Consider the following 14,989-nt stretch of genomic DNA (forward strand, 5'->3'; position numbering starts at 1 on the left):
GACGGTCGGTACCGTACAGAAGTAGGTGACCGCCGCGCGGGAGGCCGGCAACTACGACGGCGTGCGCTGCGCCGACCTGCGCGGCTGCCTGCTGCGCTTCGACCGGGTATGGCTGATGACCACGGCCCGGGGCGACGACCCGTTCTCCGAGATGGACCCGGCCGAGGCGCGGCTCCTGCGCGACGGGTTCTCGGTGGCGCGCATGGAGGAGTACCAGGGGGTCCGGGTCCTGCTGCTGGTGGGCCCGGCATCGGGGACGGCACCAGCAGCAGGACTGCCTGGCTGATTCAGCTGACCAGCTTCCAGGGGCCGTTCTTGTCGCCCGGCTTCTGGTTGCGGGTGTACCACTTCGCCTCGTACACGTGGTTCTGGTACGTCACCCGGTCACCGGCGTTGTAGACCCGCGTCGGTGCCCACGCCGCCGGGCCGCCACCCGGCGGCGGCGGGGCGATCTCCTCCCACGGGCCGTTCGGGTCGCCCGGAGCCTGGTTGCGGGTCCACCACATGGCACGCCACTGCTTGCCCTGGTACGTGGCGTACTCGCCGTTGTTGAAGATCCGCGACGCCGTCCACAGCGCGGCGCCGTCCTCGGCCATGGCGATCTCCTGCCACGGGCCGTTCGGGTCGCCGGGCTTCTGGTTCTGCGTCGCCCAGGCCGCCTGGTACACCTTGCCCTGGTAGGTGACCCGGGCGTTGAACTTGTACTGCGTGGTCGCGACCCAGGCCGGCGGCAGGTTCACCGTCACCGCGACGCCGGCCTCGGCCGGCTCGTAGCCGTCGGTGCCGAGGTAGGCCGCGGTCAGGTTGTGGACGCCGCCGGACAGGCCGGCCGGCAGGGGGAAGGTCGCCTTGCCCGCGGCGAGTTCCGCGGTACCGCGCGGCGTCGTGCCCTCGCGCAGCTCGACCTTGCCGGTGACCGGCAGGCCGCCGGCGGCCACGGTGACGTCCACCTTCGCCGCGGTGCCCCAGTCGACCGGCGCGGCCGTCGCCGTCACCTGCGGCTTGGCCTTGACCGTGCGGAAGACCGCCGGCTGGGCCACCGCCGCGCCGCCGTCGGCGCTCGTCGCCGAGACGATCCAGCCGTACGACGTGGCCGGCGCGAGCCCGGACCAGGTGACCGTCGCGGTCCCGTTCGCCGTGACCTCCTGCCGCGCGATCGTGCCGCCCGGCACGTACAGCGCGAGGGAGTCGGTGGCGAACGACGTCTTGCGGGTGGTGAGGTCGACCGGCAGGGTCAGGTTGTCCTCGGCCCCGTTGTACCGCGGCTTCGTCTGGCTGCCGTCGGCCCGGATGTCGTACTCGGTCGCCCCGAAGTTGTTCAGGAACGGCGAGTACGTGTCGATGTGCACCTCGGCCCGGTCGACGTCGAACTGCAGCAGGCGCAGGAAGCTCGCGCCGAACTGGAGGCGGTCGGTGGCCTTGTGGTCCACCGTGCCGTCGCCGTTGACGTCGATGTTGCCGTTCGCGTCGACCCGGCCGGGCCACAGGTCACCGGCGGACACCGTGTAGAACTGGTAGTCCGCCAGCAGCTCCACGACGTCGTGGGTGACCGTGACGCCGACCTTCGACTTCACGTTGGTGCCGACGCCGTGCTCGTGGCCGGCCAGCACCAGGAAGACGTTCGGGTTGGCCTCGACGACCTGCTTGTAGAGTGGCGAGCCGTCCGGCGCCGAGAAGTCCGCGCCGCGGCCGTCCGGGTTGACCGACGGCTTCAGGTAGTCGTGCGACAGCAGGATGCCGTTGCGGTCCTTGTACCGCTTGAACACCGAGTCGGCCCACCTGGCCTCCTGCGGCGTCACGCCGTAGGACAGGCCGACCGCGACGAAGTCCAGGCCGCCGGCGGAGAACAGCACGTAGTTGTTCTGGTTGTCCTTGCCGGGGATGACGCTGCCGTCGGCCGCGACCTGCTCGTCCCAGGCGTGGTACTCGGTGCCCGCCGGCCAGCTCTTGGCGACACCGTAGTACCGGTCGGCGCTGAACGTCTTGCTGAACCGCGAGTCCGGACCGGTCTCGGCGCCCAGCTGGTCGTCGTGGTTGCCGGCGATGACCTGGTTGACCACGCCGTTGTCGTCGAGCACCTTCTGGTACTCCGACGCCGCCGCGAGCTCCCGCTCGACCTGCTCGTTGAGGCCGGGCCGCAGCAGCGTGCCGTCCGGGTTCTTGGCGAGCGGGTCGTAGTAGTCGTTCTCGATGATGTCGCCGGTGTGCGCGGTGTACGCGATCTTGCGTCCCTCGCGGTTGTCGGCGATCCACTGGGTGGTGTTGCGGTACGCCGCGGCCCAGATCGCCTGCTCCTCGGCGGCCATCACGTCGGAGGGCTCGGCGCGGCCGTCCCAGTCGTCGTAGGTGCCGCCCGCCGCGCCCTCACTGAGGTACTGCGTGTCGGTGAAGTGCGCGACCGCGAAGTCGTAGGTGCCCGGGTCCTCGAAGCGGTCCTTGTCCTGCTGCGCCGTCGCGTCGCGGGGCGACAGGTCGTCGGCGAAGGGGTCCTCGCCGGTGACCAGGACGTGGACGGTCCCGCCGTCGCGGTGCTCGGCGCCGACCGGCGCGGCCAGCACCGTGGTGTGGCCGGCCTGCCCGCCGGAGCTGGTGAGCACCGTCCAGCGCTTGGCCGCCGGGTCCCACACGCGCAGCGCCACGACCCGCTCGGGGTCGATGCTGCCCTCCCACCGCAGGATGGGGTCCTGCGCGGTGCCGACGCTCAGGTCGTAGCGCTGGAACACCACGTCACGCCCGGACGGCGTGTCGATCGTCCGGCCGTCGAGCGGCTGGAGCGACGCCAGCTGTACCGCGGCGTCGTGGGCCACGTCGAGCGTGGTCGGCACCGACGTCGCCGTGCCCTGGTAGCCGCCGGTCGGCAGGACCTGGTCGGCCTTGGTGAAGGTCGCCGTGAGCGGCACGCCGGCCGGTCCGGGGATCTTCGCCGACAGCGTGGCGCCGGGCGCGTTGGGGTCCCCGACGGTCGCGGTCAGCTCGGACGGCACGTCCGGGATGCTCGCGCTGGTGAAGTGGATCTCCCGGGTGGCCGTGTTGCCGAGCACGTCGGCCACGGCGACCGCGATCGTGTGCGCACCGGCGGCCAGGCCTCGGCCGATCAGGGCGCCCTGCGCGACGGCCTTGCCGTCGAGCGTGATCACCGGCGTGCCGGCGACCCCGGAGGCGTCCTTGACCTGCACCACGAGCGCGACGGTCGACGTGAGCCGCTGGCCCTCGGCCGGCACGCTGTCGGCCACCTCCGGCGCGGTGTTGTCGACGGTGAACCGCCGGGTCGAGGTCTTGTCGCCGACGACGGCCGTGATGCTGTGCCCGCCGTCGCCGAGCTTGGTGGTGTCGACGTCGGCGCGCCGGCCGAGCGCGGGCAGCGCACCGCCGTTCTCGGCGGTGACGTCGAACAGGACGGTCTTGGTGAGCACGCCGTTGCTGCTGCTGCCGCAGGTGCCGTCGCCGATGTACACGGTCACCGGCTGGCCGGCCGGGTAGCTCGCCGAGCCGATCGTGACGGTGTTCTCGGCGATCTCGCGGCTCAGCAGCGTCGCCTTCGCGCCCGCCGGGGCGAGCTGGAAGTCTCGCAGCGTGAAGTCGTCGTAGTTGTCGCAGCCGCCGGCCTTGGCGCTGCCGTGGTCGCTACCGGCGACGAACTCGACGACGTTGACGCCGGGGACGAGCCACTCGTTCGGGAACGCGAGGTCGGCGACCTCCTTCTCCCAGATGCCGAGGTTCAGCGGGATGCCGTTGATCCGTACGACGTTGTCGAAGCCGCTGTCGGCGCCGTTGCCGCCGACGAACACCCGCAGGTGGGCGTCGGTGCCCGCGCCGAGCGTGTCGACCGTGCGGGTGGTGGGGGCGTCGGCCACGTCGAAGTGGAACTCGGCCTCCTTGTTGGCGCCGCAGGTGCCGTCGCCCAGGGCGAGGGAGGCGGCGGTCGTCGCCTCCCTCGTCACCGCGCCGCTCGTGGCGGTGGTGACCAGGTACGTCGGGCCGGCGGTGACCGTCCCGGACGTGCCCAGCGTGAGGCTCACCGACGCCCGGGTGACCCGGAAGTCGTCGTGGTTGGCGCAGGTGGCGCCGTTGAGGGTGCCGTTGTAGTCGCCGGTCTTGAGCACGATGGTGTTGTCGCCGGACTTGAGGTACCGGTGCGGCACCTTGAGCGTCGCGGTCTCGGCGCCGGCGACGCCGTAGTCGCCGCCGAGGTCGACCCGGTTGCCGTTGACGAGCAGGTAGTTGTGGTACTTCGCCTCGGCCGAGTTGCCGGCCTCGACGGTCAGCGCGAGCGTCGCGGTGCCGGCCGCGAGGGACTCCGCGTTTTCGGCCGGGCTGCCGTCGATGGCCAGCGACTGCACACTGCCGCCGCCGGGCGCGCCGGCGAGCGCGGCGATGACCGGCCGGCTGCCGCGCACGAGCGAACCGTCGGCCGGGGAGATCTTCGGCGCACCGGCGGGCGCGTTGTTCACGGCGACGAGCGCCTGCGCGGTGGCGCCGGACCTCGTGGTCGCGACGACCGCGTGGGCGCCGTTGTCCAGCGTACTGGTGTCGAGGTCGACGCCCAGGCCGGCGGTCGAGCCGGGCTCGCCGGAGACGACGAACGTCAGGTCCTTCACCAGCAGGTTCTTGGAGCTGCCGCAGGTGCCGTCGCCGAAGCTGTAGCTGAACGCGTTCTGCTCGCCGTCGGCGACCACGCCGAGCAGGCTGAGGGCGAGGCTGCTCAGCGGGAAGTCGTCGTAGTTCGGGCAGCGCAGGCCCTCGCCGAACGGCAGCGTCTCCACGCCCACCGCGTTGGCGTTGGTGGTGTCGACCCAGTTCGCGCCGGCGTGCACGGTGACCGTGTTGACGCCCGCGTGCAGCCAGGCGCCGGGGAACTCCAGGGCGCCGCTGCGGCCGCCGGGGATGTCCGGGAAGTAGACCCGGTCCGCCTCGGCCGTGTGGTCGTTGACGGTGATGTAGTTGTGGTAGCGGGCCTCGGTACCGTTGCCGCCCATGTCGAACGCGAAGCGTGCGGTGCCCTTCGTCGGCGCGGCCCCGACGGCCTTGCCGTCGACGGTCAGCGCGACGACGGAGTCGTTCTCCACGGTCGGCTCGGCCTCGACCCGGACCCGCCCTTCGAGGGTCTGCCCGTCGCTCAGGTTGAGCACGGGCGCGCCGCCGGTCAGCGGCGGTGCGTTCTCGGCGACGGCGTCCGTGGGCACGGACCCGCCGGCGAGGACGACGGCGAGCGCGATCGGGAGCGCGCGCCGTAGTCGGTGCCTCATGGTTCTCCTTATGTGACAGTGATGAGGTGCATCGCGGCGAACGCGACGATGCCGGCGCCGAAGACGGTGATGCCGCCGGCGGCGAGGACGGGGGCCACGCGGGCGGCGGCGTGGAGCCGGGGTGTCCGGCTGAGAACGGTGCGGCCGGCGATCGCGAGGACGCCGACGCCGAAGAGGACGACGGCCATGCCGGCGCCGAAGGTGAGCACGAGCAGCAGCGCGAACCCGGCGCGACCGACGAACAGGCCGGTGGCGAGGACGAGGAACGCGGCCGGCGAGGGGGTGAGCCCGCCGGACATCCCGAGCAGCACCAGCCCGGGCCTCTTCACCTGGCCGTGCCCGTGGTCGTGCTCATGGCCGTGCTCGTGGTCGTGGTCGTGGTCGTGGTCGTGATGATGATCGTCGCCGTGATGATGGTGATGACCGTGCAGGTTGCGGCGGATCAGCCAGATGCCGGTGCCGATGACGAGCAGGCCCGCGACCAGCTGGAGCCAGCCGGTCAGCTGCTCCATCCGGACCAGGTCGGACAGCGAGAAGAACGTCCAGGCGACGCCGATGGCGAGCACCGACACGGTGTGCATCGCGGCGACCGTGCCGCCGAGCCAGGCGGCGTCGCGGACCCGGCCGCGGGAGCCCGCGAGGTACGCCGCCGCGAGGCTCTTGCCGTGCCCGGGCCCCAGCGCGTGACCGGCGCCGGCCAGGAACGCGAACAGGAACGCGAGCGGCGCGATGCCCGGAGCGCTGACGAACTCCTGCAACCGGTCGCTCATGCCGCCACCTGCGCTGCGCTCCGGTGTCGGCCTGAGCCAAACCTGTCACATGATGAGCGGCCCGAGCCGCTTCGCTGGCCGCTCATGCCGCCACCTGCGCTGCGCTCCGGTGTCGGCCTGAGCCAAACCTGTCACATGATGAGCGGCCCGATCCGCTTCGCTGGCCGCTCATGCCGGTGTCCTCCTGCGCCGCATCCGACGGCCCACCAGCCAAACGACAGCGATCGCGACCAGCACGCCGGCGACGACCGCGCCGAGCTGGATCGCGGCACTGCTGCCGGACGCGGGCACGGTGGCCGGCGAGTCGCCGAGGGGCCAGTCGTGGGAGTCGGCGCCCTGGCGGTACACCGTCCGCTGCCCGTCGGGCCCGGTGGCCAGGGTCTGGTAGGCCGGGTGCAGGTCGGTCAGCGTCCGTACGGCGACCGACGCGGTCCCGACCGGCCCCGGGCAGGTGTAGTCGATCGTCACGCCCCGCTTGGCGAGGTCGTCGATCGGCTGCAGCACCCCTGGACAGGCCTGACGGTTGGTCTGGACCGTGATCCGTTCGAGGAGGTACTTCGCGAACGCCGGCGCGGGCGCGATCGCCGCCGCGTCCGTGTCGCGGTAGAAGACGGCGCCGTCGAGCATGACCCGGTCCTGCGGCAGGATGCCGAGCGACACCCCGAGCAGCGTCAGGTCGTCGGACCCGCCGACCCGCCACCGCACCCGCACGACGTCGGGCCGGTCGTCGCCGAGGCCGACGGCGACGGTCTGCGGGTCGCCGAACGGGTGTGCCGCCGCCGTCCCGGGAACGGCGAACCCGGCGAGGACCGCGAGCGCCACCAGGCACACCGCTCCCCGCCACTGCCGTCTTCCGCGCGTGCCCAAGGCAGTACTCCGAATAGAGGATCTTGGTTCGCGCTGAGTCTTGCCGATCGTTGGCCAGCAGGAGGGAACACCCGGATGAACATTCGGGTCCGGCAGTTTCGTCACACAACTGTCATGATCCAACGGCAATTCGGCCATCGAGGCGATCCGCGACCTCGGTAAACATCGCAGCGACGTCAGGCCACACCGGGCCCCTGCCGGCCCATGCTTTCGTAGTCGACCATCAGGCAGCAGTGCAGCGGTCCCGGCCTGCAGTCCACGAACAGGCTCACTCCGTGGCCCGCGATCGGCAGCCAGTCAGGCAGCCAGAGCCACATCGATGTCGGCGTACCCGCGGGCGCTTCGCTCAGTCGATCGAGCTCGGTGCGGAGGCGTGTTCCTCCTCCGGCCACACAGTCCACTGGGCGGAGATCCGCGCCTCCGTCGCCGGTGGCTGCGGCGCTTGCTGCGGATGCGGTCAGCGGTGCAGCGGTGTCGTTCGATCTGGTCCAGGTCGCCGCGGCGCAGGGTGCCGGAGGTCTGGGAGTAACGTCACAGGTCGCTGTAGCGGATCATGACGGGGGTTTCGGTCAGCGTGAGCTCGGCGCCGCCGGCCAGGGGCTCCGTCGTGCCGTCGAGTCGGAGCAGCGCCTCCGCCGTGGCCTCGGCGTGCAGGCGTACCGAGCCGGTGTGGGTCCAGCGGATGACGGCGCGCCGGTTGCCGGCCGGGGTCGGCACGACGAACTCGCACTGCCACGCGTTCTGGGGCAGGCCGGCGGGCTGGCCGTGGCCGCAGGAGCGGATCTGCGCGCCGGCGAGCCAGCGCTGCAACTGCTGCACGGCGAGGGCGGCCTCGGTCGGCTCGCCCTCGTCGGCCTGCAGCACGATGGGGATCTTCGTGCCGCCCCAGTTGTAGAAGTACATGCGGTACAGGTTCGTGGTGCGGGCGAGCAGCCCGACGAGGTAGAAGCGGACGGCGTAGTCGCGGGCGCGGGCCCGGTCGAGCTGGCCCTCCAGCGGGATGGCGTAGGTCGTGCCCGTGTTCCACAGCGGCGGGTGCACGCCGGCCTCGTGGAAGAGCCGGTCGATCTGCGTGGTCAGCTCCAGCATCGTCTCCGGCGGGTCCTCCGGCGAGCGCTGGTGCAGCTTGACGGCGGCGACGTGGCAGTACTCGTAGCCGCCGAGCCGGGCGAACTCCCGCAGCACCTGCTGGCCCTCGGCGCTCCACAGGTTGCCCATGCCCGGGCAGACCACGGTGGCGGCGGGATCGGTGGCGCGGATGATCGCGCTGCCCCGGCGGGTCATCTCGACCAGGGTTTCGACGCTGCCGGTGTACATCCGGGAGTCGTTGGCGAGCACCCACAGCTCGTACGCGGCGATGCGGCCCTTGTACCGGCCGACCAGCGCGCTGACGTACGCGTCCCACACCGCCAGGTCGTCCGGCGGCGACGACTTCGCGTTGTCCGGGTAGACCGACCGCTTGCCGTTGGGCGCCGCCCAGGCCGGCGTGCCGCCCATCGTGTAGAGCACCGGCAGCCTGGCGGCGCCGGCCCCTTCGACGAGCCGGTCCAGGATCGTCCAGTCGAACCGGTCCCGCGCCAGGTGCACCCGCGACCAGCGCGTCTCGCTGTCCCACAGGCGCACCGCGCCGGTGGTGAACCCCGGCATGTGCCCGGTCGCGCTGTTGATCGTCACCCCGAAGTACTCCGGCGGGACCGGTCGCGCGGGTAGCGTCCAGCTCGGGCCGCTGATCCACTGCGGGGTCGCGCTCGGCGACGCGGTCTGCGGCCGGTCTTCCCTGCCCCGCCACCACACCGCCGTGACCGCACCCGCCAGCACCAGCAGCGCCGCGGCCAGCCCGGCGTACAGGGCGAGGCGCCGCGGCACCGGTGCAACGGCGGCCTTCGACGAGGCGGCAGGTTCCGCGGTGGCGGCGGGTTCGGAGCCGGCGGCGGGTTCGGAGCCGGCGGCCGGGTCTGCGGTGACGGCCGGGTCTGCGGTGGCGGCCGGGTCTTGTCGCGGGGCCGCGGCCCACAGCGGATAGAGCCGGTCGAGCTCGTCACGGTCCGCCCCGCACGCCGTGGCGATCCGCTCCACCGTGCCGAAGTCCTGCGGCACCGCCGCCCCGGCGACGAACCGGTGCACCGCCGACTTGCTCAGGTTGGTCTTCTGCCCGATGCGGGCATAGCTGAGCCCGCTGCGGTCCTTCAGCGCGGTCAGCAGCGCGGCAAGCTCGCCGGGACGGTGCGGCATCGCCGTCATCTCTCCATGTGTCGGTGCGGGCTGCATCCTATCGACCGTCCCAAGACCGCAACATCCCCGCAGGTCAGTCCGTTTCCGCCGTCCCGCCGTCCCAGATCGGTCCCGGCGTCTGGCGCCCGTACCGCGGCGTTGACAGACTGCCAGCGCGGTGGCCCGGACCGTTGGGGGAGCGGCGGTCCGGGCCACCGGCGACGGTGACCGGATGCGAAACGGGGGCATCCGGTCACCGTCCGTCCCGAGCGCGGCATCGACGGGTTTGCACGCGAAATGCACGGGTGCTGAAACCGGAGGCGGCCACGCCGGCGGCGCGACCTGCAGTGTGCGTCCGAGACTTCGAGGCGCGCTGACCGGGATGACCCGGGTGCCCGCCGGGGTGAGGGTCGTCGAGCGGACAGCTGTCGGTGTTCGTTTACAGGACGGTGGCCAGCAGGGGCAGGGTGAGCAGCCACTTGCGGGGCCCTGTCGTCGGCGAAGAAGCCGGCGAGACCCGCCGCGCTCGCCCGGCGGCCGGCGAGGACCAGGTGCTCGACCGCCCTCGCCGTTAGGTGAACGTGACACCCCAGGGGCGCGCATGGCGCGGCGGATCAGGACGGTCGACAGGGCACTCCGGCAGCAGGAGCAGCAGGCCGCCGACGGTCGCCACGGCGCCGCCGCCGACCGGGCCCAGGAGGCGGTCGACGACCGGCAGCAGCCGGACCAGCGCCCGGAACGCGATCGCCACCAGCAAGAGCGGCAGCGCGAGGGCGTCCTGCCAGCGTGCCGAAGGCACCCAGGACACGAGCGTGTGTGCCGTGCGCAGCCCTCGCTCAAACATCCCCGGGCCCGTCGGCCGGCTCGGTGGCGAGCGCCTCGGCGGTCTGCTCGACCGTGATGGCGTCCATGCCGACCTCGACGGTGGTGTTGAGGGAGAAGACGCCGGTGGCGGGGCGCGACATCACGCCGGCGACGACCCGGATGAGGTCAAAGGCCTTCAACCACATCGGCGCCGGTTCCCTGTCCGGCACGCCGGCCGGTGCGCCCTGGTGGTGTCCTCGGACCATCCCGACGCGGCCGACTTCGCCAAGGACCTCTACGACCGGATCGGCTTCGACACGGTCGACGTCAGCCCGCTGCGCGAGTCGTGGCGTGTCGAGCGCGACCGGCCGGCGTATGTCGTCAAGCAAACGAGGGCCGAGCTGGAGGCGAACCTCGCGAAGGCGACCCGCACGGTCTGAACGCAGCCGAACGGCCCGGACCGGGCCGCCGCCGTGCTGGGGCGGCCCGGGGGCGGGGCGTCAGCGCGTCTTCGGCAGGTCGAACTGGTCGGCCCGGTGGCAGTCGCTCGAGCCGCCGATGCCGGAGGAGCCCACGCGGTCCAGGGCGTCGCGGGCGTTTTCGCGGCCGAGGTTCCAGCCGTACCACGGGTCCGGCTCGTCCAGGTCGTCGACGATCCAGCTCAGCGCGCAGCGGCGGACCGAGTCCGGGAGTGTTGACAGGGCTGGGGTGGCGTCGGAGGACAGAGCGCGCAGGTACCAGGCGTCGATCTTGCCGGTCTCCTGGTAGCGCGCGATGTTGCGGCGGGCCGCGTAGTCCTCCGGGTTGAGCACCGCGAGGGTGAGCAGCATGACGACCGCGAGACCGACGATCGTCGACGGGATCCAGGTGCCGCGCCAGCGGATGCCGGCCACCATGATCATGATGAAGACGGTGCCGAGGAGCAGCTCGAACGCCATCACGAAAATGCGCTCGCCGGTGAAGCTGTAGACCTTCTGGTAGGCGTACATGCGGGACAACGCCGACACCACGATCACGATGCTCAGCGACGAGAGCAGGCCGAGCAGCGTGCGCAGCAGGATGCGGTCGACCCGGTCCTCGCGGCTAGCCCAGCGGGTCACGCCGCCCAGCACGGCGATCGTCAGCACGGTGACGGTCGCCAGCTGCCAGAAGCCGCTGCGGGCGTATTCGGCGTAGCTGAGGCCGGCGGTCTGCAGCACGTGGTGCTGGCCGCCGAACAGGACGGTGGCCTGCACGACGACGAATCCGCTGTACAGCAGGACCAGCGCCCCGATCGGCAGCCCCCACTCCAGGCGGCGCAGCCGCGCGGTGCCCGGCTTGTCGATGGTGGACAGGTCCGGCGGCGCGGCGACGGTGTAGACGGCCGCGACAGCGATCAGCGCGCACAGGATGAACAGGAACACGCGGCCGACGCTGACCGTCGGCACGACGGCGGAGAGTACCTGCGAGAACGCGGCGTCGGCGGAGGAGAGCAGCGCGCCGAAGACCAGCACGAACAGGACGGTGATGATGACCGACCAGGCGACGCGCTGGGTGTGGCGGGGCAGCTCGCGCCGGTCGCCGGTGGCGCTGAGGTGCTTGGCCACCCACGGGATGCCGCGCAAGGCCGCGAACGGCGCCGCCACGAGGCTGAACAGTATGGAGCGGACACGTCGGCCGCCGACGATGGCCAGGGCGGCGCAGCCGAGCGCTCCCAGCACACAGAACGTGACGAGCCACCAGGCGTTGCGGAACGCCAGCACCGACAGCAGGACGACCGCGGAGCCGGCCCAGACAGCCCGCATCACACGGTCGGCCTTCGGCAGCGCTGCGGCGGCCGGCCAGATACCGACGATGACGGCGGCGACGAGCGCGAACCCGCCGAGGAACCAGCCGATGCCGACCCGCGTGCCGGGCAGGACGATCGCGGCGACGAGTCCGCCGGCGAGCACGGCGACCGGTACGCGCCAGCCCCTCGCGGGCTCCGGCCCGGGCCAACGTGCTTCCAGGAACCCGGGCGGCAGCGGTCGCGGCGGCCCCATGACCCGCGGAACAGTCTGATAGGGCCGGAACGGGGGCACCACAGGATGCGGCGGGAAGGGCGCGCCAGACGGTGGCGCGAAGTGCCGTGTTCCCGACTGGTGCTGCACCAGCGGCGGTGCGACAGCCTCCTCGTCCTGTTCCTCGTCTTGTTCCTCGTCTTGTTCCTCGTCTTCTTCGAGCTCGTCGTCTTCTTCGAGCTCGTCGTCGGGCAGTTCCTCCACAGGCGCGGCGGCCGTGGCCACAACGGGCGTGACTGGCTCGGGCTGAACGGGCGCGGCCGTCATGCCCTCGACAGGCTTGGCCGCCGCGCCCGGGACCAGCGGCACGAACACGGCGAATCCCGGGGCCCCCGCGGGAATCGTCACCGGAATCGCCCACGTCGTCTGCCCCTCGGCGGTGCCGGGCCAGGCGACCGGCTGCGGCCGTCCATCGCCGCCGGGCATGACCAGCAGATACGGTACGGCCACGGACGGTTGGACGGTTGGATCGACTTCGTCGGGTACGGCGTCGGTCATTGGGTAGCTCCACGTGTCGGTGGACAGTTGCCGGACCACGCCCGTGCCCACCGTCCGTCGTCGCCCCGCCGATGAGCCCAGACCGGCGGGTTGTCACGAACAGTGACGGCGTGTAACACGAAAGTGCGGAGATGGCGGGGCGTGGCGCCAACTGGCGCTTTGGTCCGGACCGGATTTCCCTGCATGGCCCGGCGGCAGGGATCATGGCACGGCGGCGCGGCCGCGGACCAGCCCGTGGCGCACACCTGGGACGGTGGGACGTTGCACCACCGTCCACCTGCGAAGACGCGGCCTCCCGGGGACGAGGCGCCGGGCCCGGTGTGGCCGCCGAACAAAGGGACTGCGAGTGGAGCTGAATCCCGAACCTCGCATTCGACCCGAACAACGCCGGCAACGCCGACGCCGCCTTCAGCTCGCAGACGGCTCTGGACCTTCGGCTGCGACTCATCGCGCAGCTCCCGTCCACCCACCACGACCCGCGGCCCACGGCAGCGGGCTGGCGGGTGTCAGTGCCCGCCGGGTGCTGGGCAGCCGCCCGGGCTTGCCGACCCGGTGGGCAGGGCTGTCTGCTGCCTGGATGAGGCCATCGGCGATGGCCTGGTTGCAGTAGGCGCGGGCGGCGGCGATGAGCAGTTCGCCGGCGTGGCGGCCGCCGCGACTGTTGTGCCGGGCTCGGGCGTTGGCGACGATGCGTCGTTGGAGCGCCTGGATGTCGCTGGCGGTGACGCTGTCGATGGGGAGGTCGCCCCAGGCGGTGGTCATCCGCTGCCAGTAGCTGCGGTAGGCCCGCAGTGCGCCGGGACCGGCCGCGGCGCTGCGCAAACCCGGGGCCCTGCCCGGCTCCACCGCTCTCGAGCAGGCCGCGCCGCAGGCAAGTTCACCCCGGTCCACGACGCCTGGTGGGAAGCCGTCCGCAAGGCCCACGGCGACGCCGCGGGCACGCGCGCACTGATCGAGGCGAGCGTCTGGGCCGGTGGCCAGGCCCTCGCTCGGTCCGTCCTGGACCACCCGCAGGTGGTGGCCGGCCGGCGGGCGCTCGACGTGGCGTCCGGCCTCTGGCCGGGTCATCATCGCCGCGCGGGCACCCGCCCCAACGGTGGCTGAAGGTGAGCGCGCTGCGGCGCCGGCCGATCAGGGTGCTACGACCTGCCACGGGCTCTGCCCGCCCATCCATGCCCCGGCCAGGATCTCCGCCGACTGCCGGCCCGGGCACTGGTATGTCTTCGACCGGCCGCCGCCGGCTCGGGCCTCGACCTCCCACGACTCGCCATCGGTGCGGATGTACACGTCGCGACGCCCCCGCATGGTGCGGTCGCCGTTCCACCAGTGACGCTCGATTCTCACGCACCGACCGTATAGCACCAGGTCCGAGCGCGGAACTTTGGCGATCTTGGGACGGCCGGCGAACGCGTACGATTGCCGTAGCGCACAGCGCCAAGAACCAGGTTGACCTCGTATTGGTTCGCTGTCCCGGCTGGTGCGACGACACCGGCTGCGCCGCGAACACCACCGCCTCCTCGGCAACGGCTACTGCACCCGATCACCCGAACTCGACTGCGCCTTCGAAGCCATCTGCGAAACCTGCACCTCCTTCCAGACCAGCATCGAGTTCCGACCCACCCTCATCCGGCAACGCAACCACGCCGCCGAACACGACCAAACCCACCGCCCTGACCTGTTCAACCGACTCCTCACCCGCCTCGACGACCAAGCATCATGACCCCCAGCGACGCCGACGGCACACCCTTCCATCCGGCGACCCCAGAACCAACCACACAACACGATCAACTACCCACCCCTTGGCAAGGATTACCTGCATATTGCCGATGAGCGCGCACGTGACCATGGCGGCTCCTCGAACCCCTCGCCGTGTCGCAGTCACCGGCGATGTCGGCCGCGATCGCCTCCAGTCGCAGCCTGTGGCGGATGGCTTCCGGCCCCGATCTGCAGGCCCGCCGCGGGCTCGGCCGCCACCCCGCGATCCGTGACGCACATTCCGGCCCGGCCGGTGTCGGACGATGGCGGCGGGCCTGTCGAGCCGATCACCGTCAAGCGATCCTGTGACGACACCTGACCCTGAAGCAGCCCGGGATGTTCCCGTATACGGTCGCGTCGGCAGGCCCAAGGCGGGTGGTGCACCGTGCCAACGCCCGAAGGGGGCGCCGTCGCGGCGTTGTCATGCCGGTGGTTCCGGCAGGCCGAACAGGTCGGCGAGGCCGCTGACCTGGAACCGTTGGTGCATCGCGGGGGTCAGCGCTTCGAGGCCCAGGCTGCAGCCAGCGTCGTCGCACCAGCGTTTGGCGGCCACGATCGCGCCGAGGCCTGACGAGTCCATGAACGTGATCAATGCGAGATCCACTGCCAGCACGGCCGGCTCCAGCTGCAGTGCTGCACGGACCGTCGTGCGGAACTGATCAGCGGTCTGCTGGTCCAGCTCGCCATTGAGGACGATCGTGACCTTGTCGGCCGACAGTATGCCGATCTCGGTCAAGAGCGGCATCGTTCACCTCGATCCATTCCGGTGCTCGGGCTCGACGATACCGACCCATTTGTC

At 71.8% G+C, this 14,989-nt stretch carries 13 protein-coding genes and 1 pseudogene; 3 read left to right on the forward strand and 11 right to left on the reverse strand.

Annotation, left to right across the window (positions count from 1 at the left end):
* Positions 1–25: 25 nt before the first annotated feature.
* On the forward strand, positions 26–286 hold the full coding sequence (locus AB0I21_RS45395; RefSeq protein WP_360570350.1) for a hypothetical protein: 261 nt from the start codon (positions 26–28) through the stop codon (positions 284–286).
* Between the two features lies 1 nt (position 287).
* Here the strand turns inward: AB0I21_RS45395 and AB0I21_RS45400 are convergent, their stop codons facing one another.
* The 6 genes from AB0I21_RS45400 to AB0I21_RS45425 all read right to left on the reverse strand — a co-directional run bounded on the left by AB0I21_RS45400 (position 288) and on the right by AB0I21_RS45425 (position 10,104).
* On the reverse strand, positions 288–5,246 hold the full coding sequence (locus tag AB0I21_RS45400) for a carbohydrate-binding protein (protein ID WP_360570352.1): 4,959 nt from the start codon (positions 5,244–5,246) through the stop codon (positions 288–290).
* Between the two features lie 8 nt (positions 5,247–5,254).
* On the reverse strand, positions 5,255–6,016 hold the full coding sequence (locus AB0I21_RS45405) for a cobalt transporter (RefSeq protein WP_360570354.1): 762 nt from the start codon (positions 6,014–6,016) through the stop codon (positions 5,255–5,257).
* A gap of 168 nt (positions 6,017–6,184) precedes the next feature.
* Entirely contained in the window at positions 6,185–6,838 is a 654-nt protein-coding gene (locus tag AB0I21_RS45410; RefSeq protein ID WP_360570356.1) for a hypothetical protein, read from the reverse strand.
* 576 nt (positions 6,839–7,414) lie between these two features.
* On the reverse strand, positions 7,415–9,115 hold the full coding sequence (locus AB0I21_RS45415; RefSeq protein WP_360570358.1) for a helix-turn-helix domain-containing protein: 1,701 nt from the start codon (positions 9,113–9,115) through the stop codon (positions 7,415–7,417).
* Between the two features lie 550 nt (positions 9,116–9,665).
* Positions 9,666–9,893 (reverse strand): hypothetical protein, encoded by a 228-nt coding sequence (locus AB0I21_RS45420; RefSeq protein WP_360570360.1) that lies wholly within the window; start codon positions 9,891–9,893, stop codon positions 9,666–9,668.
* Between the two features lie 37 nt (positions 9,894–9,930).
* On the reverse strand, positions 9,931–10,104 hold the full coding sequence (locus tag AB0I21_RS45425) for a hypothetical protein (protein ID WP_360570361.1): 174 nt from the start codon (positions 10,102–10,104) through the stop codon (positions 9,931–9,933).
* Positions 10,105–10,146: 42 nt separating this feature from the next.
* Between AB0I21_RS45425 and AB0I21_RS45430 the strand changes: the two genes are divergently transcribed.
* Entirely contained in the window at positions 10,147–10,338 is a 192-nt protein-coding gene (locus AB0I21_RS45430) for a hypothetical protein (RefSeq protein ID WP_360570363.1), read from the forward strand.
* Positions 10,339–10,398: 60 nt separating this feature from the next.
* On the opposite strand, the gene AB0I21_RS45435 is transcribed toward AB0I21_RS45430, so the two are convergent.
* Together AB0I21_RS45435 and AB0I21_RS45440 are read right to left on the reverse strand one after the other, a co-directional pair.
* Positions 10,399–12,387, reverse strand: a complete 1,989-nt coding sequence (locus tag AB0I21_RS45435) for a DUF4153 domain-containing protein (RefSeq protein ID WP_360570365.1) — start codon at positions 12,385–12,387, stop codon at positions 10,399–10,401.
* Positions 12,388–12,879: 492 nt separating this feature from the next.
* Positions 12,880–13,257, reverse strand: a complete 378-nt coding sequence (locus AB0I21_RS45440) for a hypothetical protein (RefSeq protein WP_360570367.1) — start codon at positions 13,255–13,257, stop codon at positions 12,880–12,882.
* On the opposite strand from AB0I21_RS45440, the pseudogene AB0I21_RS45445 reads away from it, so the two are divergent.
* Positions 13,250–13,461: pseudogene (locus AB0I21_RS45445) on the forward strand (IS21 family transposase); the annotation flags it as partial. The gene AB0I21_RS45440 and the pseudogene AB0I21_RS45445 overlap by 8 nt on opposite strands.
* Before the next feature lie 105 nt (positions 13,462–13,566).
* Here the strand turns inward: AB0I21_RS45445 and AB0I21_RS45450 are convergent.
* The 3 genes from AB0I21_RS45450 to AB0I21_RS45460 form a co-directional block, all read right to left on the reverse strand.
* Positions 13,567–13,779 carry a hypothetical protein gene (locus tag AB0I21_RS45450; protein WP_360570369.1) on the reverse strand — a complete coding sequence of 71 codons (213 nt, stop codon included), beginning with the start codon at positions 13,777–13,779 and terminating at the stop codon, positions 13,567–13,569.
* 196 nt (positions 13,780–13,975) lie between these two features.
* A complete protein-coding gene (locus tag AB0I21_RS45455) occupies positions 13,976–14,146 on the reverse strand; it encodes a hypothetical protein (protein WP_360570371.1) in 171 nt (56 codons plus the stop codon).
* A 465-nt stretch (positions 14,147–14,611) separates the two neighbouring features.
* Positions 14,612–14,926 (reverse strand): STAS domain-containing protein, encoded by a 315-nt coding sequence (locus AB0I21_RS45460; protein WP_360570373.1) that lies wholly within the window; start codon positions 14,924–14,926, stop codon positions 14,612–14,614.
* Positions 14,927–14,989: the final 63 nt, after the last annotated feature.

This window comes from Dactylosporangium sp. NPDC050588 (assembly GCF_040654975.1).
GTDB lineage: Bacteria > Actinomycetota > Actinomycetes > Mycobacteriales > Micromonosporaceae > Dactylosporangium > Dactylosporangium maewongense.

Excerpts from the sequence above, each read along its gene's own strand:
- AB0I21_RS45400 (WP_360570352.1), bottom strand. The coding sequence starts at position 5,246 with ATGAGGCACCGACTACGGCGCGCGCTCCCGATCGCGCTCGCCGTCGTC.
- AB0I21_RS45405 (WP_360570354.1), bottom strand. The coding sequence starts at position 6,016 with ATGAGCGACCGGTTGCAGGAGTTCGTCAGCGCTCCGGGCATCGCGCCG.
- AB0I21_RS45415 (WP_360570358.1), bottom strand. The coding sequence starts at position 9,115 with ATGCCGCACCGTCCCGGCGAGCTTGCCGCGCTGCTGACCGCGCTGAAG.
- AB0I21_RS45425 (WP_360570361.1), bottom strand. The coding sequence starts at position 10,104 with ATGTGGTTGAAGGCCTTTGACCTCATCCGGGTCGTCGCCGGCGTGATG.